This is a genomic window from Tessaracoccus oleiagri, assembly GCF_900103275.1.
Lineage (GTDB): Bacteria > Actinomycetota > Actinomycetes > Propionibacteriales > Propionibacteriaceae > Arachnia > Arachnia oleiagri.
In genome coordinates, this window is record NZ_FNGP01000002.1 from 294,298 (window position 1) to 312,202 (window position 17,905).

Here is a 17,905-nt window from a genome sequence, read left to right on the forward strand (position 1 = left end):
ACGTGCCCCTTTCGTGGTGCTGAACAGGGCACGGGTCGTTGTAAGAGGTGCCTCCCTGCGCTGGCATTACCCAGATCAGGTTCGACGGTCGAAGGTCAGGAAACCTTCCTCTCAGCCCGGTCTCTCCCGGACTCCCGTGTCGGCCAGCACGCTACCGTGGGAACCCGTCCGAGACAAGGAGACCCGCGTGACGCTGCAGCCCGATCCCTCCGCCGACACCTTGACCCCCGCCCAGTACGGGGTGGGCGCCCGCTTCACGCTGTCGGTCTACGACGACCGGTACGTGGCGATCATCCTCGACGCGTTGGGTGCGGCCGACGCGTCCGGGCTGACCGTCGAGACCGGCGACATCTCGACGTTCGTCGCCGGCGGGGAGGCCGACATCCTCCGCTACCTGCGCGACGTCATCGCCCACGCGGCGGCCAGCGGCGCCCACCTCTCGGCCGGGATCCTGTTGTCGCGCGGCTGCCCGGGCGAGCTCCAGTGCGAGCTGCCCCCGGGCGTCACGGCCATCGGCGGGGCCCCGGTCGCGCTGGAGCCCACCGGCGTGCGGGCGCGGGCGCACTGGTCGCTCTACCCGCTGCTCGACGGGCACGGCGGCGGCGAGCACATGACCGGCATCTACGACGCGATCCGGCTCGCCAAGGACAACGGCACCTTCAGCGGCTCCGACCACTTCGCCACCAGGCTCGACGGCGACCTCGCCGACGTGCTCGGCACCATCGCGTCGGGCTGGCTCATGGTCGGTGCGCACGTGCAGCACGTCACCACCCACGCCACGATCTCGATCAACAGCCCCAGCCGGATCGCCGACTGAGCCGCGCTCAGGCGGCGGAGCAGACGACGGCCAGCGCGTCGGTCTCCGTCTCCTCCACGTAGGCCGACGGATCGCCCTCGGCGGTCGACGCCGTCGATGCCGTCCCGGACTCCGACGGCTCGGCCTTGGAGCCCGTCTCGGTGTCGACGGGCGAGGCCGACGTGGGCGCCGCGGCGGCTGAGGGGTACTCCGACTGGGAGGCGGCGGCGCTCGGCGAGGCGGTGGGGAGCTGCTCGTCGGCGCGCTCGGCGTCCGCGATGTGCTGGGCGACGGTGTCGCGGATGAGCGCGAAGTCCGGGTCGGCGGTGTTGGGGATGAGCGGGGGCATGAAGTTCACCGAGGCGATGTCGAGGTTGCGCCCCCGCAGCGCGAGTTCCGCCAGCTCGACGACCTCGCCGCGGCCCACGTCGGTGCGCAGCAGGTCCTTGCCCGCCCGGGACAGCTCGACGAACCGGGTGGCGACGACCATCGGGTCCAGCTGGTTCGCCATCGCGGCGAGGACGCACTTCTGGCGCTGCATGCGCTCGTAGTCGCTCGACTGGTGCCTCGAACGGGCGAACCAGAGCGCGTTGCGGCCGTCGAGGAGCACGCCCTCACCCGGCTCGATGTATCCGGATACCGGCGATCCACCGCCCCCGATCGGGATGCGCTTCATGACGTCCATCTCGATGCCGCCCATGGCGTCGATGATGGAGCTGAAGCCGTTCATGTCGACCATCGCGTAGTAGTTGAGCTCCAGGCCGAGCGTCGCGCCGACGGCGTCCTTCGTAGCCTGCAGGCCGGGGTCGACACCCTCCGGGAACAGGGCGGCGTGGGCCTCCCCCGCCGTCCAGACGGCGTTGAGCATGCACTCGTTCTCCGGGCAGCGGAAGCCGTCGGGAAAGGGCTCCCGCATGGGCGAGTCCTCCGCGAAGGGCACCCCCTGCATGTTGCGTGGTAGGCCGAACAGGACGGTGCGGCCTGTCTCAGCGTCGACCGAGGCGACATTGATCGAGTCCGGCCGGATCCCGATGCGGTCGTCGGCGGAGTCGAGGCCCAGGAGCAGCACGTTGTAGCGGCCGGCCTTCTCCTCCACGTCGCCGCCCCCGGGAAGCACCTCCCCCACGGTTCCCGCTGCGGTGAACGCGTTCGCGATGTAGCCGGTGGTGAACCCGACGGTGATCGCGAGGAGGCCGACCCCCAGCGTCATCGCGAGACGGTGCCGCCTCGGCATGTCCATCGGGCGCGCCAGCCGCCACGCGTCGAGGAGCAGCAGCAGCCAGCCCGCGAAGAGGCCCCACAACAGCACCTTCGCCAGGACCGTCACCCAAGGGGTGAGCAGGACGGACACCGTCGGTCCCGGGGCGAGCCACGCGGCGAGCCCGACGATGACGACCAGGGCGACGACGGCGCCCCAGGTGCGGAGCGCGAGGGCCCCGATACGGCGGTTTCCCGCGAACCGCTGCACCGAGCCCGGTAGCAGCGCCGACATCACCAGAAAGCCCACCGCGCGACGGTTGTGCACCTGGCGTGCATCCGAGGCGGCGTTCGGCACGAGTGTTCTCCTAGGGGTGGTTGGGCCCCAGTATTGTCGCAGCCCTGCGCCGTCGAGGACGAGGCGCGCCGCGACCGGCGGACATTCGGCGCGGGTATCGTGTGCGTGTGAAAAGCGACGACCTGGACTGGCTCTACCGCGATGACGACGAGCACACGCGGGTGCTCGGCCAGTCCGGCGGGCCCCAGCAGGGCGGCTACCCCGACCCCCGGCAGGGCTACCCCGATCCTCGTCAGAGCTACCCGGCTGATGATGTCTACCGCCAGGAGGCGCCCCCGGCCCGCGCCCCCGGCCCCTCCGGTCCGCCGCCGGCCGCACCGCCGCCGCAGCGTCATCGGCGCCGGCGTCGTCGCCACCCGATCCGCAACCTGTTCCTGACCCTGCTGGTGCTGTGGCTCGCATTCTTGGTAGGGACGCCGATCTTCGCCTGGTCCACCATCGACGTCGTCGAGGGGTACGACAGCGAACTCCCCGACCAGCCCGGCACCGCGGTGCTGCTCGTCGGCTCCGACGTCCGGGACAACCTCACCCCCGAGGAACAGCGGCGGCTCGGGACCGGCTCCACCGACGGGCGACGCACGGACACGATGATGCTGCTCTACACCCCGCCGGGCGGGAAGTCGGTCCTGCTCGGGCTCCCCCGCGACTCGTTCGTCGAGATCCCCGGCCGCGGTGACAACAAGCTCAACGCCGCGTTCGCCTACGGCGGCCCTCCCCTACTGATCCGGACGATCGAGCACAACACGGGCATCAAGGTCGACGGGTACCTCGAGGTCGGCATGGCCGGGCTCGCCAACATGGTCGACGCCGTGGGCGGCGTGGAGGTCTGCCCCGAGCAGCCGATGCAGGACAAGGACTCGCACCTGGACATCGGCGCCGGCTGCCAGGTTCTCGACGGACCGACCGCCCTGGCCTACGTCCGCATGCGGAAGGCCGACCCCCGCGGTGACCTCGGCCGGATGGAGCGCCAGCGCGAGGTGATCGGCCAGATCGTGAAGCGCGCCATCAACCCCATGACCGTCCTCAACCCCAAGCGCTGGTGGGACCTCAACATGGGCACCGCCTCGTCGCTGGCCCGCACGTCCGACACCGGGATCCCGACCATGTTCGGCGCTGGCGTGGGCCTCATCTCGGGGTTCACCGGCTCCGGCATCTCGATGACCGTACCCGTGTCGAACCCGGCGGCCCAGACGAGCGCTGGGTCGTCGGTGCTCTGGGACGAGGAGGCCAGCGAGGAGGTCTTCGCCGCGATCGCAGCCGGCGACACCGCAGAGCTCGAGAAGTATCACAAGTAGTCGGCGGGCTCGTGCCGGCACCGGCCCGGACCGCGACTCCTCGTCGGAACGCTCAGCGTCCGCGCGCGTGCGAGCGGACCTTCTCGCCCTTCGCCGTGGCCAGCTCCCGGAGTTCGGCCTGGAAGTCCACCATCTGCTCCTGCAGGGCGGGGTCGGAGGCCGCCAGGATGCGGACCGCGAGGAGTCCGGCGTTGCGGGCGTTGCCGATCGCCACCGTCGCGACGGGGACGCCTGCGGGCATCTGGACGATGGACAGCAGGGAGTCCATGCCGTCGAGATACTTCAGCGCGACGGGGACGCCGATCACGGGCAGCGGGGTCAGCGCCGCGAGCATGCCGGGGAGGTGGGCGGCGCCGCCGGCGCCGGCGATGATCGCCCTGATCCCGCGGCCGTGCGCCTCGCGGCCGAAGCGCACCATGTCCTCCGGCATCCGGTGCGCGGAGACGACGTCGGCCTCGTAGGGGACGCCGAACTCGTCCAGCGCGTCGGCGGCGGCCGACATCGTCGGCCAGTCGGAGTCCGACCCCATCACGATCGACACGAGCGGATCAGTCATCGTTCCTCCCCATCAGGTAGTTGGCGGCGTCCCGCGCGCGCCGGCGCACGTCGTCCAGGTCGTCGCCGTAGCAGGTCACGTGCCCGACCTTACGGCCCGGCTTCACCTCCTTGCCGTAGAGGTGCACGTGGGCGTGCCGGTCGCGCGCATAGACGTGCTGGAGGGCCCCGGTGAGGTCCTCCTCGTCGCCGCCGAGCACGTTGGCCATCACGACGACGGGCGCGCGGAGGTCGGGGGCGCCGAGCGGCAGGTCGAGGACGGCGCGGATGTGGTTGTCGAACTGGCTCGTGACGGCCCCGTCCATGGTCCAGTGGCCGGTGTTGTGGGGGCGCATGGCCAGCTCGTTGACGACGATGCGGCCGTCCGGCGCCTCCATCAGCTCCACGGCGAGGATCCCGACGACGCCGAGTTCGGTGGAGATCCGGATGGCCATGGCCTGGAGGTCGGATGCGCGGTCGGGGTCGAGCCCGGGCGCCGGCGTGGTGGTCTCGACGCAGATGCCGCCGGTCTGCACCGTCTCGCTGATCGGATAGGCGACCAGCTGGTTCGATGGCGACCGCACGACGATGGCCGACAGCTCACGGACGAAGTCGATGAACTCCTCGGCGACGATGCGCACCCGCTCCCCCGCGGACACCTCGGGCTTCGAGGCGAACACCTCCTCGACCTCGGCCCGACCGTCCACCTTCCACACGCCCTTGCCGTCGTAGCCGCCGCGCGAGGTCTTCAGGATGATCGGCCAGCCCTGCGCGTCGCCGAACGCGACCGCGTCCTCGACGCCCTCGCACACCTTGAATGCGGGGCAGGCCACGCCGAGCGCGCTCAGCCGCTCGCGCATGTCGGCCTTGTCCTGGGCGTACTGCAGCGCGTCGGGGCCGGGCCGCACCGCCACGTCGGTCATCTCACGCAGGTGCTTCGTGGGCACGTGCTCGTGGTCGAAGGTCAGCACTTGGACGCCCTCGGCGAAGCGGAGCAGGTCGTCGTGGTCGGTGTAGTCGCCGACGAACGCGTCCGGGATGACCTGCGCGGCCGAGACGCCCTCGCCCTCGGCCAGCAGCCGGACGTCGATCCCGAGGCTGATCGCGGCCTGATGCATCATGCGGGCCAGCTGCCCGCCCCCGACGATTCCCACTGAGTAACGCACGGGAGCACCTTACCCGCCGGGCCACGGCCCTGACCGCGGCCGACCGCGGGGGCGGCTACTCGCCGCGGGCGTCGCCGTCGGGGCCGACCCGGAACAGGAGGTCGGTGATCCGTACGTGCACGCGCTCGACGTCGGGCACGTCGGGGAGCACCAACGGCTGACCGGCAGCGGTCTCGAGGACCAAGGTGCCGCAGCCGAGGACGCGGTCCAGCAGGTCGCGTTCGTAGTTGACGTTGTTGATGCGCCTGAGCGGCACGTCGTGGCCGCGGCGGTTGAGGATGCCGTGGCGGGTGATGATGCGGCGGTCGGTCACGGCGAACTGCGACGTGTACCAGCGCAGCCACGGCAGCACCACGAAGACGAGCACGACGAGCAGCGCCACGGCCACCAGCGCCCAGACCCCGAGCGGCTTCCAGTCGGCGGGCAGGAAGGCCAGCCCGGCCCCGACCGCAGCCCCGGTGAGGATGAGGATGACGACCGGCCAGATGAGCACTTTGGGGTGCGTGCGCAGCCTCAGGACGAGCTCCTCGCCGTCGCCGAGGTGCTTCTCGTTGAACGCCATGCGGATCAGTCTGTCACGCGAGACGGGCGTGGATGACGTCCCCGACGGCGAATCGCTCGAGCCCGGCGGCGGTCTCCACCTCGAGCCTGCCGTCGACGTCGACGCCCCGCCCGACACCCGACCGCGGCGGCTCCCCGGCGACCGAGATCGTGAGCGGCGTCCCGATCGACGCGCAGCGCGCCACGTAGTCGTCGCGCAGCGTCCCCTCGGCCTCCCAGACGCGGTAGTAGCGCTCGAACTCCGTCAGCACGCCGGCGACGACGTCCGTCGCGGTCACGTCGAACCCGGCCAGGGCGAGCGACGTGGCGGTCGGCACCGGCAACTGGTCGCGGGTCAGCGTGAGGTTGATCCCGATCCCGACGACCGCCCGCAGCCCCGCCGCCGACTCCACCCGCTCGGAGAGGATCCCGCACACCTTGCCGCCGTCGAGCAGCACGTCGTTCGGCCACTTGAGCGCCACCCGCACGCCCTCGGGCGCGAGCGCCTCCAGCGACGACGACACCGCCAGGCCCGCGAGCAGCGACAGCCACCCCCACCTCGACCAGTCCTGCTTCGGCTGCAGCAGCACCGACATCGACACCGACGCGCCCGCCGGACTCGCCCAGGTGCGGGCCAGCCGGCCACGGCCGGCGGTCTGCTCCCCCGCCACCAGGACCCGGCCACCGGGGGCGCCGTCGTGGGCCGCGGAGGAGAGGTCGGCGTTGGTGGAACCGGTCGTGGCGACGACGTCGATCGGGCCCCACATCGTCGTGGACGGGAGGCGCGAGCGCAGTGCGTCGGCGTCGGGAAGTGCAGCGATCACCGCAGCAGGCTATACCCCTCGTCGCGGCCCGGTACGTTCGCGGAACTCGCCGAGGCGGGAAGGCGCCGGGCGCTATGGTGAGGGCCATGGAGATCGACACCCATACCACTGCGGGTCGTATCGCCGAACTGGGGAGCCGCATCGACGCGGCGATCCACGCGGGTTCGGCGGACGCAGTCGCAAAGCAGCACGCCAAGGGCAAGATGACGGCCCGCGAGCGCATCCTCGCGCTCCTCGACGAGGGCAGCTTCGCCGAGTTCGACCAGTTCTCGAGGCACCGCACCTCGGCGTTCGGCATGGACGCCAAGCGCCCGTTCGGTGATGGCGTCATCACGGGCACCGGCTCCATCCACGGCCGGCCGGTGTGCGTGTTCAGCCAAGACGTCACGATCTTCGGCGGCGCGCTGGGGCAGGTGTACGGCGAGAAGATCGTGAAGATCCAGGACTTCGCGCTCAAGACCGGGGTCCCGTTGATCGGCATCAACGAGGGCGGCGGCGCCCGCATCCAGGAGGGCGTGGTCTCCCTCGCGCTCTACGGGGAGATCTTCCGCCGCAACACGCTCGCGTCCGGCGTCATCCCGCAGATCTCGCTGATCATGGGCGCGGCCGCGGGCGGCCACGTCTACGGGCCGGCGCTGACGGACTTCGTCGTGATGGTGGACCAGACGTCGCAGATGTTCATCACCGGGCCGCAGGTCATCAAGACCGTGACCGGCGAGGACGTCTCGATGGAGGACCTCGGCGGCGGCCGCGCGCACAACACCAAGTCCGGCAACGCCCACTACCTCGCCGCCGACGAGAACGACGCCATCGAGTACGTGCGCGACCTGCTGAGCCACCTGCCGCAGAACAACCTCGAGGACCCGCCGATCTACGACGAGGACGAGGCAGACCTCACGATCACGGACCACGACCGCGAGCTCGACACCCTGATCCCCGACTCCCCCAACCAGCCCTACGACATGCTGGAGATCATCCGCAACGTCCTCGACGACGACGAGTTCCTCGAGGTCATGCCGCTGTTCGGGCGCTCGCTGCTCGCCGGCTTCGGCCGGATCGAGGGCCGCTCGATCGGGATCATCGCGAACCAGCCGACGGTGTTCGCCGGCTGCCTGGACATCGACTCCTCCGAGAAGGCGGCGCGCTTCGTCCGCACCTGCGACGCGTTCAACATCCCCGTCCTGACGTTCGTCGACGTGCCCGGCTTCCTGCCCGGCGTCGACCAGGAGCACCGGGGCATCATCCGCCGCGGCGCCAAGCTGATCTACGCCTACTCGGAGGCGACGGTGCCGCTGCTGACCGTCATCACGCGCAAGGCCTACGGCGGCGCGTACGTCGTGATGGGCTCCAAGCACCTCGGCGCGGACATCAACTTCGCCTGGCCGACCGCCCAGATCGCCGTCATGGGCGCGCAGGGCGCGGTCGAGATCCTCTACCGCAAGCAGCTGGGGGCCGCGGAGGACCCCGTCGCCGAAAGGGCGAAGCTCGTGCAGGAGTACGACGACGAGCTCACCAACCCGTACGTCGCGGCGGACCGGGGCTACGTCGACCAGGTCATCTACCCGCACGAGACCCGGGCCCAGGTCATCCGCGCGCTGCGGCTGCTGCGGACCAAGCGCGGGCAGATGCCGCCCAAGAAGCATGGGAACATTCCCCTATGACCGAGCAGCTCCGCACCATCACCGGGACCCCGCTCACCGACGAGGAGTTCGCGGCCCTCGTCGCGGTGCTGAACGCGAAGCGCCGCGCGCGGCGGCTGCACTCCGCCGACGACCGGCCGCTGGCCGGCGGGTGGAAATCCTACTACCGGGTGATGCGCACGCCGCTGGTGCCCGGGCGCGAAGCGTGGCGGCGCCGTTGATGCGGGTGGTGCTCGCCTCCAAGTCGGAGGCCCGGCAGCAGGTGCTCGAGACCGCCGGCATCCGGGCCGACGTCATCCCGTCGGGCTTCGACGAGAGCGCCATCCAGGACCCTGTCGGCACGTCGCTGTGCGCGAGGCTGGCGGAGGCCAAGGGGGCGCAGGTCGCCGAGCAACTGCCGGACCGTGACGTCATCGTGCTGGCCTGCGACACCGTGCTGGAGTTCGAGGGCAAGGTGCACGGCAAGCCGCGCACCGAGCGGGCGTCGGTGGCCCTGTGGCGCCGGATGCGCGGTCACACCGCGATCATCCACACGGGCCACTACGTGATGGTGCGCCGCGACGGGGACTCGCAGGCGCAGGTGCAGGTGCGGTCCACCACCGTGAACTTCGCCGACATCTCCGACGACGAGGCCATCGCCTACGCGGCCACCGGCGAGCCGATCAACGCCGCCGGCGCCTTCTCGATCAACAAGCTTGGCGGGGCCTTCGTGACGAGCATCATCGGCGACCCGTACAACGTGGTGGGCATCAGCCTGCCGCTGGTGCGGCAGATGGTGATCGACATGGGCGTCGGCTGGCACACCCTCTGGGACCGGTGACGGCTCACTCCCAGTCGGTGCGCAGCGTCAGCGCGGAGTAGGCGCCGTTGGCGGTGAAGGCGCCGTCCCACTGGTCATCGGAGAACAGCAGCGAGTTGTTGGCGTCGTCGGTGATCGTGAAGCCCAGCTCGGGCAGCACCCGACGGTAGTAGGCGGCCAATTCGGCGCCGGTCGGCGCGGAGAACACGACTGTGACGTTGTTCACTTGGTCGATCTCCTCGACGATCATGGCGTCCGCAGGCACGGACAGGCCGGCCGGGGCGAACTCGAACCCCCGGTCGGTGAGCGCGACACCGTCGGCGGGGACGGCGGGGGTCTGCGCCGGCTGGGTGGCGGGCGTCATCGTCGGCTCCTCCCCGGTGCAGCCGGCGAGCGCGACGACGGCTGCGAGCGCGGCCACGACCCGCGTGCCGGTCCTCATCGATCACCGTCCAGCGAGAAGACCACGTCCGCCGGCTCCTCGACCGCGATGCGGACGAGACGGGGCAGCCGGGGCCGGTGGGGCTCGGGCAGCGCGCCGACCGGGAACCAGCCCACGGCTACGGACTCGTCGTCGGCGACGTGCGGCTCCCCGGACACGACGCGGCCGGCGAAGCCGTGGTCGAGGAAGCGGACGACGTCACCGTTGCCGTAGGTGATCTTGTCGCCGACGAGGCACCACAGCATGCGGCCGACCTCCACGTCCACGCCGACCTCCTCCCGCGCCTCGCGGCGGGCCGTCTCGACGGGGTGCTCGTCCGGGTCGATGATCCCGCTGACCAGCGTCCAGAGCCCGTTGTCGGCGCGCTGCTCGAGCAGCACCTCGGGGCCGGTGTCGCCGTCGCGGAGGCACACCAGCGTCGCGCCGGTCAGCCAGAGGGGAGCGTGGCCGACGTGGCGGCGCAGCTCGAGGATGAAGTCGGGGGTGCCCACGGATCACGACTCTAGTCACACCTCCAAGTGGAGATGGCTAGACTCCCAAGTGACTCAAACCTGAAGACAGGGGGCAATGTGGCCATCTCGAAGGTACTCGTCGCCAACCGCAGCGAGATCGCGGTGCGCGTGATCCGGGCGGCGCGGGACTCCGGCATCGGGTCCGTGGCGGTGTACGCCGACTCCGACTCCGACGCGCTGTTCGTGAAGCTCGCCGACGAGGCGTACGCGCTCGGCGGTGCGACACCCGCCGACACGTACCTGAACATCGGGAAGCTGATCGACGTGGCGCGGCGTTCGGGCGCTGACGCGGTGCACCCGGGCTACGGGTTCCTCGCCGAGAACGCCGACTTCGCGCAGGCCGTCATCGACGCCGGCCTCACCTGGATCGGCCCTCCCCCGTCCGCGATCGAGGCGCTGGGCGACAAGGTCAGGGCGCGCCACATCGCGCAGAAGGTCGGCGCGCCGCTGGTGCCCGGCACCAAGGACCCGGTGGCGGACGCCGACGAGGTGGTGGCCTTCGCGCGCGAGCACGGCGTCCCCGTCGCGATCAAGGCCGCGTTCGGCGGCGGCGGCCGCGGACTCAAGGTGGCGCGCAGCATCGAGGACATCCCCGACCTCTTCGAGTCGGCCACCCGCGAGGCGGTCACCGCGTTCGGCCGGGGCGAGTGCTTCGTCGAGCGCTACCTGGACAAGCCGCGCCACGTCGAGACCCAGTGCCTCGCGGACCAGCACGGCAACGTGGTCGTCGTCTCCACGCGCGACTGCTCACTGCAGCGCCGGCACCAGAAGCTCGTCGAGGAGGCCCCCGCGCCGTTCCTCAGCGACGACCAGGTCCAGCGGCTGTACGACTCGTCGAAGGCCATCCTCCGGGAGGCGGGCTACGTGGGTGCCGGCACCTGCGAGTTCCTCGTCGGCCTCGACGGCACCATCTCCTTCCTCGAGGTCAACACCCGCCTCCAGGTGGAGCACCCCGTCTCCGAGGAGGTCACCGGCCTCGACCTCGTCCGCGAGCAGTTCCGGATCGCCGACGGGGAACCTCTCGGCTTCGGCGACCCGGAGATCCGGGGGCACTCCATCGAGTTCCGCATCAACGCCGAGGACGCCGGCCGCAACTTCATGCCCGCCCCCGGCACGCTCGTGAAGTGGAACCCGCCCACCGGGCCCGGCGTCCGCGTCGACGAGGGCTACCACGTCGGCATGACGGTGCCGGGTGCGTTCGACTCGCTGGTCGCCAAGGTCATCGTCACCGGCGCGAGCCGCGGGCAGGCGATCGAGCGGGCGCGGCGCGCCCTCGACGAGATGGTGGTCGACGGGATGCCCACCGTGCTGCCGTTCCACAAGGCGGTCCTGGACGATCCGGCGTTCGTCGGCGATAAGTTCACGGTGCACACGCGCTGGATCGAGACGGAGTTCGACGGCCAGATCCCCACCTACGCCGGCACCATCGGGGAGCCCGACGAGGCGCCCGAGCCGGAGGTCATCACCGTCGAGGTCAACGGCAAGCGCGTCGAGGTGAAGCTGCCCGGCGGGCTCGGCGCGCCGGCGGCACAGCCCCGCAAGCGCAAGCCCACCAAGCGCGACCGGGGCGGCGCCAAGGTGTCCGCGCCCACCGGCAACGCCTTCCCCGCGCCCATGCAGGGGACGATCGTCAAGGTGAACGTCGAGGAGGGTGAGGCGGTGGCCGAGGGGTACACGATCGCCGTCATCGAGGCGATGAAGATGGAGCAGCCGCTCGACGCCCACCGCGGCGGGGTCATCAAGCACCTGAAGATCACGAAGGGGCAGGCGGTGTCGGCCGGCGACATCCTGTTGGAGATCGTCGACGCCGAGTGAGGCGGCGGTCCGGAGCCGGTCTCCGTACCGGACCGCTCCGGGTTACTCGCCGAACAGCCCCATGAGGAGCGAGAAGCCGCCGATCATGAGCGCGCCCTGCGCGAGGCCACGGATGGCGGGGTCCATGCCGTACCGGCCGTAGTAACCCTGCGCATACGGCGCGTAGGCCTGGTTGTCCCAGTAGGGCACCATCTGCGCGCCGTAGCCGACCATGCGGATCGAGGGGTCGTTGCCGAGGCGGACGCGCTGGGCGTCGGCCGCGCAGGCCGGGACCTTGCGTGGGGCACCGCCCTGCGGCGCCCACATGATGTCCTCCGCGGATGGGCCGTGGGCGGGGTCGAAGAAGCACGGGGGGCGGTGCTCGGGAAGCGGGCGCCCGTTGACGCGGGCCTTCACCGTCGCCACGGCGAAGCGCCCGTCCTCGAGGATCTCCGCGACGCGCTTCAGGTCGTCGGCGTAGCGGGTGCGCTCGAGCTGGGTCTTGGCTCCGTCGTAGGCGTCCAGGGCCCGGGTGTAGTCCTCGTTGGCCTCCGGGGAGAGTTCACGCCCGACGACCTCGAGGTCGAGGTCGCGGAGCTCGCCGCCGAACGTCGTGATGTCGTCCTCGAGGGCGGCCTTGGATGCGTTGAACGCCTCGGCGGTGATCGGCTGCTGGTACTGCGGCCGGCCGTACGGGCCCGGCTGACCGTACGGCGTCATCTGCCCGTACGGACCCGGCTGGCCGAACGGCTGGGGGCCGTACAACTCCTGGGGCTGCTGGCCGGGGGGCATCTGCTGACGGTTCGTGTACCGGCTGTAGCCCATGACAGGCCCGAGGATCACGAAGATGATGAACATCAACAGAAGGAAATCCACGGCGCGTCCTAACGGTTTTGGGTCGGGATCCAGTCTACAGCCGCCTACAAGACTGATTCCGGTTGACTTGTAGGTAGTGCACAGCGGCCGCGCGGGCGGCAGAGAGACGCCCGTTTCGGGCCTGCTCCGGACCGGGAACACGGGGCTACTCTGGGTCGGTACTTACGCAACCGTAGGTAGTAGGGAGAGCCTGATGTCCGCAGCCACCGACGCCATCCGCGAAGCCAGGGACGCGCTCCTTTCGTGGCGGGGCGAGGGCGACGTCGCCCGTCGCGAGTTCCGCTGGCCCGAGATCTCCGGCGCCTTCAACTGGGCGATCGACTGGTTCGACGCGATCGGTCGCGACAGCGACAAGCCGGCCCTCTGGATCCGCGACACCGAGGGCGGCGACGAGCGCCACACCTACGCCGAACTGGTGGAGCGCTCCGACCGGCTGGCCGGCTGGCTGACCGCGCAGGGCCTCGGCAAGGGCGACACCGTCATGCTCATGCTCGGCAACCAGATCGAGCTGTGGGAGGCGATGCTCGCCGTCATGAAGATCGGCGCCGTGATACTCCCCACGGCGCAGGCGCTGCAGCCACTCGACCTCGCCGATCGCATCCCCGCCGCCGGGGTGCGCGCCGTCGTCGCCAACCCCGAGGACGAGCACAAGTTCGACGGGATCGAGGGTCCGGTGTTCATCACGACCGGGCCGGCCCACGACCGGTGGCTACCGATGGCGGACGCCGCGTCCCTGCCGGCAACTCCCCGCGAGGTGGTGACCGACGCCGGCGATCCCGTCCTGTACTACTTCACCTCCGGCACGACGAAGGACCCCAAGCTCGTCGTGCACACGCAGCTGAGCTACCCGGTCGGCCACCTCTCGACGATGTACTTCATCGGCGTCCGCCCCGGCGACGTGCACCTCAACATCTCCTCCCCCGGTTGGGGCAAGCACGCCTGGTCGAGCTTCTTCTCGCCCTGGCTGGCCGAGGCGACGGTGTTCAGCTTCAACTACCACCGCTTCGACGCCGCCGAGATGCTGCGGCAGCTCGAGGACGCGAAGGTGACGACTTTCTGCGCCCCGCCCACCGTGTGGCGGATGATGATCCAGGCGAACCTGGGCGCCAAGCCGTCAGCCTTGCGCGAGATCGTGGGCGCCGGCGAGCCGCTCAATCCCGAGGTGATCTCCACCGTCGAGCGCGCGTGGGGGCTCACGATCCGCGACGGCTACGGCCAGACCGAGACGACGTGCACCATCGGCAACGCGCCCGGCGAGCCGGTGAAGCCGGGCTCCATGGGCAAGCTCATGCCGGGCGTCGACGCGCGCATCATCGACCCCGACACCGGCGAGGAGTCGCGCCACGGCGAGATCACGTTCGGCCTCGCCCCGTGGCCGTACAACCTGATGTCGGGCTACATCGGCGGCGCGGAGACGGCGCAGGCGGACGGGCGCTACCACTCCAGCGACCTCGTCACCGTCGACGACGAGGGCTACATCACCTACGTGGGCCGCACCGACGACGTGTTCAAGGCCTCGGACTACAAGATCTCCCCGTTCGAGCTCGAGTCCGCCCTGATCGAGCACCCGGCCGTGGTGGAGGCCGCCGTCGTGCCCGCCCCGGACCCGATCCGGCTGGCGGTACCGAAGGCGTACGTCAAGCTCGCCGAGGGCTTCGCACCCGACCGCGACACCGCGCTGTCCATCCTGAGGCACGCCAAGGAGCGGCTCGCTCCCTACCTGCGGGTGCGGCGGGTCGAGTTCGCCGACCTGCCGAAGACCATCAGCGGCAAGGTGCGCCGCGTCGTGCTGCGCGCCCGAGAGCACGACTCCGACGTCGAGGTGTCCGACTTCCGCTACGAGGACTTCCCCGAGCTGCGGGGCTGACCCGCCCCGATCGCTGAGGAGCGAGGAACGAGCGTCTCGAAGCGCTCGCTCCTAGCTCGTCAGCAGTTCCTCGTCGCGACGATGCAGCCGTCGGGCGGCCTCGGCCACGGAGCCGGACATCGACGGGTAGACGGTGAAGGCCTGGCTGAACTGGTCCACGGTGATCCGCTGCGACACCGCCAGCGTGACGGCGTGGATCAGTTCGGAGGCCCGGGGCGCGACGATGACGCCACCGACGATGATGCCCGTCGTCGGCAGGCAGAAGAGCTTCACGAACCCGTCCCTGAAGTTCTGCATCTTGGATCGGGCGTTGCTCGCCATCGGCACCATCACGGTCGCGACCTTGATGGCGCCGGTGTCGGCCTCCTCCTGCGTCATGCCCACCGTCGCCACCTCGGGCGACGTGAAGACGTTCGAGGAGACCTGCTTGATGTCGAGCGGGGTGACCGCGTCGCCGAGCGCGTGGTACATCGCGATGCGGCCCTGCATGGCGGCCACGGACGCGAGCGGGAAGACGCCGGTGACGTCGCCCGCGGCGTAGACGCCCGGGACGTTGGTGCGGGAGACGCGGTCGACGGGGATGTGGCCCGACTCCGTGACGTTGACTCCGGCGCTCTCGAGCCCCAGGTCCTGGGTGTTCGGGATGGCGCCCACGGCGAACAGCGCGTGGGTCCCCTTGATCTCCCGACCGTCGGTGAGGGTGACGATGACGCTGTCGCCCTCGCGGCGCGCGCCGGCGGCGCGGGACTCCCCGACGATGTCGATGCCTCGTGAGGTGAACGCGCGCTCGAGCACTGCCGCCGCGTCGCTGTCCTGCCCGGGGAGGACCTGCTTCCGCGAGGAGACGAGGGCGACGTCGCAGCCGAGCGCGTGATAGGCGGAGGCGAACTCGACCCCGGTCACGCCGGAGCCGACGACGATCAGCTTCTCGGGGTGCTGGTCGAGCGCGTAGAGCTGCTTCCAGTTGAGGATGCGTTCGCCGTCGTTCGGCGCGTCGGGCAGTTCGCGCGGGGTGGTGCCGGTGGCGAGCAGGACGATGTCGGCGTCGAAGAACCGCTCGTCGCCGTTGTCCAGCTGCGCGATGACGCGACGGGGGCCCTCCAGCCGCGCCCGGCCCTTCAGTATCTTCACGCCGTCGGACTTGAGTCGCTCGGCGATGTCGTTGGACTGTGCGAGCGCCAGGTCGACGATGCGCTTGTTGACCGCGGCGTCGTCCACCGAGATCGCGTCGATGCCGCCCTCGACCCGGAGCCCGAGCTGCTTGGCCGTCTCGATCCGCACGAGCACCTCGGCCGTCGCGATCAGGGTCTTCGACGGCACACAGTCGGTGAGGACCGCCGCCCCGCCCATCCCGTCGCGTTCGATGAGGGTCACGTCTCCGCCGAGCTGCTGCCCGACGAGGGCCGCCTCGTAACCGCCAGGTCCACCACCGATGATCACTACTTTGGTCACGCCCTTCATCTTTCCACAGGAAGCCGTCGCCGGGTCGGGCCTGCGTCCGGACGGTGCGCCGGAAGACTCCCCTGCGTCAGATGAGTTCGAGCGGTGCGTCGTGCTCCGGCGGCGGGAACGCGGCGTCGAGGTCGGCGAGGTCCTGCGCGGAGAGCACGATGTCCGCGGCGGCGGCATTCTCGCGGACGTGCTGCTCCGTCGAGGCCTTGGGGATCGCGAACACGCCGGGCACCGAGACCACCCAGGCCAGCGCGACCTGCGCGGCCGTCGCGCCATGGCGTTCGGCGACCGCGCGCAGGGCGGCCGCTCGCGGCCCGCCCTCGGCGAGGGCGCCCTGGTCGATGGGCGAGTACGCCATGAGCGGGACCCCCGCCCCGCGCAGGTCGTCGAGCAGTCCCGCCTCGGGCCAGCGACGCCGCAGGTTGAACAGGACCTGGTTGGTCGCCGGGCGGTCCTGGCTCGCCGGGTCCTCCGCCCGTTGCCGGCGAGCGACGGACGACGCCCTGACCATGAGCGGGCGGTCGAAGTTCGACACGCCCCAGGCGCCGATCTTCCCCTGTCGGCGCAGCTCGTCGAAGGCGCCGAACGTCTCCTCCAGCGGGTACGAGCCCGGCCAGTGCAGTAGGTAGAGGTCGAGCCGCTCGGTGCCCAGCCGCCGGAGGCTCGCCTCGCAGGCCCGGATCGTTCCCTTCCGGCTCGCGTTCGACGGCATCACCTTGGACACGAGGAACACCTCGTCGCGCCGCCCCCGGATGGCCTCGCCGACGAGCTGCTCCGACCGGCCGGAGCCGTACATCTCAGCGGTGTCGACGAGCGTCATGCCGTGGTCGATCCCCGTGCGCAGTGCCACGACCTCGTCGTCCCACCCCGAGCGCGAGTCACCCATCTTCCACGCGCCCTGCCCCAGCACCGGTACTTCCCGGTCGGCCAGCGTGATCATTCTCATGGCGTTCAGTCTGCCCTCCGGATGGGCCCCGGCCGGAATCTTCAGCCCCTAGACTTCCGGCCATGACTGAATCTCCGTTCGACCTCGCCGAAGCCGCCGCGGCCCACTTGCGGAACCTCTCCCCGACGATCGACGTCGCCCTCGTGCTGGGCTCGGGCTGGTCCGCGGGAGCCGACCAGCTCGGGGAGCTGGTCGCCGAGACACCGCTGGAGGAGGTGCCCGGGTTCGCGAAGCCCGCGGTCGCCGGGCACGGCGGCCAGCTGCGCGTCGTCCGCACCGCCGGCGGCAGGACCGCCGCCGTCTTCACCGGGCGCACGCACTTCTACGAGGGCCGGGGCGTGGCGCCGGTCGTCCATGGCGTCCGCACGGCGGCGGCATGGGGGGCGAAGCAGCTGGTGCTCACCAACGGCTGCGGCGGCCTGAACCCCGAGTGGGCGCCCGGCACGGTCGTGCTCATCAAGGACCACATCAACCTGACGGGCGCCACCCCGCTCGTCGGGGCCACCTTCGTCGACCTCTCGGAGGCCTACTCCAAGCGGCTCCGCGACCTGGCGCACACCGTCGACGCTTCGCTCCCGGAGGGCGTGTACGTGCAGTTCCACGGTCCCCAGTACGAGACCCCGGCCGAGGTGCGGATGGCGGGCATCCTGGGCGGCGACCTCGTCGGCATGTCCACCGCGCTCGAGACCATCGCTGCACGCGAGGCCGGGCTGGAGGTGCTGGGCCTGTCGCTGGTCACCAACGCGGCCGCGGGCATGAGCGAGGACCATCTGGACCACGCGGAGGTGCTGCAGGCGGGCAAGGACGCCGGGCCCCGGCTCGCGTCCCTGCTGAGCGTCGTCGTCGCGGCGCTGTGAGGAGGACGAC

Annotated in this window: 18 protein-coding genes and 1 riboswitch; of the genes, 8 read left to right on the top strand and 10 right to left on the bottom strand. The window is 70.9% G+C overall.

Annotation, left to right across the window (positions count from 1 at the left end; genetic code table 11):
- Window positions 1–35: 35 nt before the first annotated feature.
- A riboswitch (TPP riboswitch) is annotated at window positions 36–148 on the bottom strand.
- 39 nt (window positions 149–187) lie between these two features.
- Window positions 188–817, top strand: a complete 630-nt coding sequence (locus BLR46_RS06355; RefSeq protein WP_093250076.1) for a YkoF family thiamine/hydroxymethylpyrimidine-binding protein — start codon at window positions 188–190, stop codon at window positions 815–817.
- A 7-nt stretch (window positions 818–824) separates the two neighbouring features.
- On the opposite strand, the gene BLR46_RS06360 is transcribed toward BLR46_RS06355, so the two are convergent.
- On the bottom strand, window positions 825–2,351 hold the full coding sequence (locus BLR46_RS06360; protein WP_093250078.1) for an LCP family protein: 1,527 nt from the start codon (window positions 2,349–2,351) through the stop codon (window positions 825–827).
- A 107-nt stretch (window positions 2,352–2,458) separates the two neighbouring features.
- Here BLR46_RS06360 and BLR46_RS06365 point away from each other — a divergent pair, with 107 nt between their 5' ends.
- Window positions 2,459–3,646: an LCP family protein gene (locus tag BLR46_RS06365; RefSeq protein WP_245701550.1), complete on the top strand. Its 1,188-nt coding sequence runs from the start codon at window positions 2,459–2,461 to the stop codon at window positions 3,644–3,646.
- 52 nt (window positions 3,647–3,698) lie between these two features.
- Here the strand turns inward: BLR46_RS06365 and purE are convergent, their stop codons facing one another.
- From purE to BLR46_RS06385, 4 genes are read right to left on the bottom strand one after another with little or no spacing between them, the layout of a single operon-like run.
- The gene (gene purE, locus BLR46_RS06370; RefSeq protein WP_093250081.1) at window positions 3,699–4,202 is read right to left on the bottom strand and encodes a 5-(carboxyamino)imidazole ribonucleotide mutase; all 504 of its coding nucleotides are present in this window, start codon (window positions 4,200–4,202) and stop codon (window positions 3,699–3,701) included.
- Window positions 4,195–5,346: a 5-(carboxyamino)imidazole ribonucleotide synthase gene (locus tag BLR46_RS06375; protein ID WP_093250083.1), complete on the bottom strand. Its 1,152-nt coding sequence runs from the start codon at window positions 5,344–5,346 to the stop codon at window positions 4,195–4,197. The genes purE and BLR46_RS06375 overlap by 8 nt, the downstream gene beginning before the upstream one ends.
- 55 nt (window positions 5,347–5,401) lie before the next feature.
- The gene (locus BLR46_RS06380; RefSeq protein ID WP_093250085.1) at window positions 5,402–5,908 is read right to left on the bottom strand and encodes a PH domain-containing protein; all 507 of its coding nucleotides are present in this window, start codon (window positions 5,906–5,908) and stop codon (window positions 5,402–5,404) included.
- A 13-nt stretch (window positions 5,909–5,921) separates the two neighbouring features.
- Window positions 5,922–6,710, bottom strand: a complete 789-nt coding sequence (locus tag BLR46_RS06385) for a biotin--[acetyl-CoA-carboxylase] ligase (protein ID WP_245701552.1) — start codon at window positions 6,708–6,710, stop codon at window positions 5,922–5,924.
- 86 nt (window positions 6,711–6,796) lie between these two features.
- Here BLR46_RS06385 and BLR46_RS06390 point away from each other — a divergent pair, with 86 nt between their 5' ends.
- From BLR46_RS06390 to BLR46_RS06400, 3 genes are read left to right on the top strand one after another with little or no spacing between them, the layout of a single operon-like run.
- On the top strand, window positions 6,797–8,371 hold the full coding sequence (locus tag BLR46_RS06390) for an acyl-CoA carboxylase subunit beta (protein WP_093250769.1): 1,575 nt from the start codon (window positions 6,797–6,799) through the stop codon (window positions 8,369–8,371).
- Complete coding sequence (locus tag BLR46_RS06395; protein ID WP_093250088.1) at window positions 8,368–8,571, top strand: acyl-CoA carboxylase subunit epsilon; 204 nt, start codon at window positions 8,368–8,370, stop codon at window positions 8,569–8,571. Before BLR46_RS06390 ends, BLR46_RS06395 begins: the two co-directional genes overlap by 4 nt.
- Window positions 8,556–9,170: a Maf family protein gene (locus tag BLR46_RS06400; RefSeq protein WP_245701554.1), complete on the top strand. Its 615-nt coding sequence runs from the start codon at window positions 8,556–8,558 to the stop codon at window positions 9,168–9,170. The genes BLR46_RS06395 and BLR46_RS06400 overlap by 16 nt, the downstream gene beginning before the upstream one ends.
- A gap of 4 nt (window positions 9,171–9,174) precedes the next feature.
- On the opposite strand, the gene BLR46_RS06405 is transcribed toward BLR46_RS06400, so the two are convergent.
- Window positions 9,175–9,591, bottom strand: coding sequence for a hypothetical protein (locus tag BLR46_RS06405; protein WP_093250093.1), 417 nt, complete (start codon window positions 9,589–9,591; stop codon window positions 9,175–9,177).
- Window positions 9,588–10,082 (bottom strand): NUDIX hydrolase, encoded by a 495-nt coding sequence (locus BLR46_RS06410; protein ID WP_093250095.1) that lies wholly within the window; start codon window positions 10,080–10,082, stop codon window positions 9,588–9,590. The genes BLR46_RS06405 and BLR46_RS06410 overlap by 4 nt, the downstream gene beginning before the upstream one ends.
- A gap of 33 nt (window positions 10,083–10,115) precedes the next feature.
- Here BLR46_RS06410 and BLR46_RS06415 point away from each other — a divergent pair, with 33 nt between their 5' ends.
- Window positions 10,116–11,918 (top strand): acetyl-CoA carboxylase biotin carboxylase subunit, encoded by a 1,803-nt coding sequence (locus BLR46_RS06415; RefSeq protein WP_093250771.1) that lies wholly within the window; start codon window positions 10,116–10,118, stop codon window positions 11,916–11,918.
- A 42-nt stretch (window positions 11,919–11,960) separates the two neighbouring features.
- Here BLR46_RS06415 and BLR46_RS06420 read toward each other — a convergent pair whose 3' ends face one another.
- The gene (locus BLR46_RS06420) at window positions 11,961–12,773 is read right to left on the bottom strand and encodes a hypothetical protein (RefSeq protein WP_143008234.1); all 813 of its coding nucleotides are present in this window, start codon (window positions 12,771–12,773) and stop codon (window positions 11,961–11,963) included.
- Between the two features lie 193 nt (window positions 12,774–12,966).
- Here BLR46_RS06420 and BLR46_RS06425 point away from each other — a divergent pair, with 193 nt between their 5' ends.
- The gene (locus BLR46_RS06425) at window positions 12,967–14,640 is read left to right on the top strand and encodes an AMP-binding protein (protein ID WP_093250100.1); all 1,674 of its coding nucleotides are present in this window, start codon (window positions 12,967–12,969) and stop codon (window positions 14,638–14,640) included.
- Window positions 14,641–14,691: 51 nt separating this feature from the next.
- On the opposite strand, the gene BLR46_RS06430 is transcribed toward BLR46_RS06425, so the two are convergent.
- The gene (locus BLR46_RS06430; RefSeq protein WP_218118371.1) at window positions 14,692–16,092 is read right to left on the bottom strand and encodes an NAD(P)H-quinone dehydrogenase; all 1,401 of its coding nucleotides are present in this window, start codon (window positions 16,090–16,092) and stop codon (window positions 14,692–14,694) included.
- Between the two features lie 76 nt (window positions 16,093–16,168).
- Window positions 16,169–17,038, bottom strand: coding sequence for an aldo/keto reductase (locus BLR46_RS06435; RefSeq protein WP_093250105.1), 870 nt, complete (start codon window positions 17,036–17,038; stop codon window positions 16,169–16,171).
- A gap of 62 nt (window positions 17,039–17,100) precedes the next feature.
- Here BLR46_RS06435 and BLR46_RS06440 point away from each other — a divergent pair, with 62 nt between their 5' ends.
- Window positions 17,101–17,895: a purine-nucleoside phosphorylase gene (locus BLR46_RS06440; protein ID WP_093250106.1), complete on the top strand. Its 795-nt coding sequence runs from the start codon at window positions 17,101–17,103 to the stop codon at window positions 17,893–17,895.
- Window positions 17,896–17,905: the final 10 nt, after the last annotated feature.

Coding starts and splice junctions, on each gene's coding strand:
- BLR46_RS06435 (WP_093250105.1), bottom strand. CDS start 17,038: ATGAGAATGATCACGCTGGCCGACCGGGAAGTACCGGTGCTGGGGCAG.
- BLR46_RS06380 (WP_093250085.1), bottom strand. CDS start 5,908: ATGGCGTTCAACGAGAAGCACCTCGGCGACGGCGAGGAGCTCGTCCTG.
- BLR46_RS06405 (WP_093250093.1), bottom strand. CDS start 9,591: ATGAGGACCGGCACGCGGGTCGTGGCCGCGCTCGCAGCCGTCGTCGCG.
- BLR46_RS06440 (WP_093250106.1), top strand. CDS start 17,101: ATGACTGAATCTCCGTTCGACCTCGCCGAAGCCGCCGCGGCCCACTTG.
- BLR46_RS06425 (WP_093250100.1), top strand. CDS start 12,967: ATGTCCGCAGCCACCGACGCCATCCGCGAAGCCAGGGACGCGCTCCTT.
- BLR46_RS06390 (WP_093250769.1), top strand. CDS start 6,797: ATGGAGATCGACACCCATACCACTGCGGGTCGTATCGCCGAACTGGGG.
- purE (WP_093250081.1), bottom strand. CDS start 4,202: ATGACTGATCCGCTCGTGTCGATCGTGATGGGGTCGGACTCCGACTGG.
- BLR46_RS06415 (WP_093250771.1), top strand. CDS start 10,116: ATGGCTAGACTCCCAAGTGACTCAAACCTGAAGACAGGGGGCAATGTG.
- BLR46_RS06395 (WP_093250088.1), top strand. CDS start 8,368: ATGACCGAGCAGCTCCGCACCATCACCGGGACCCCGCTCACCGACGAG.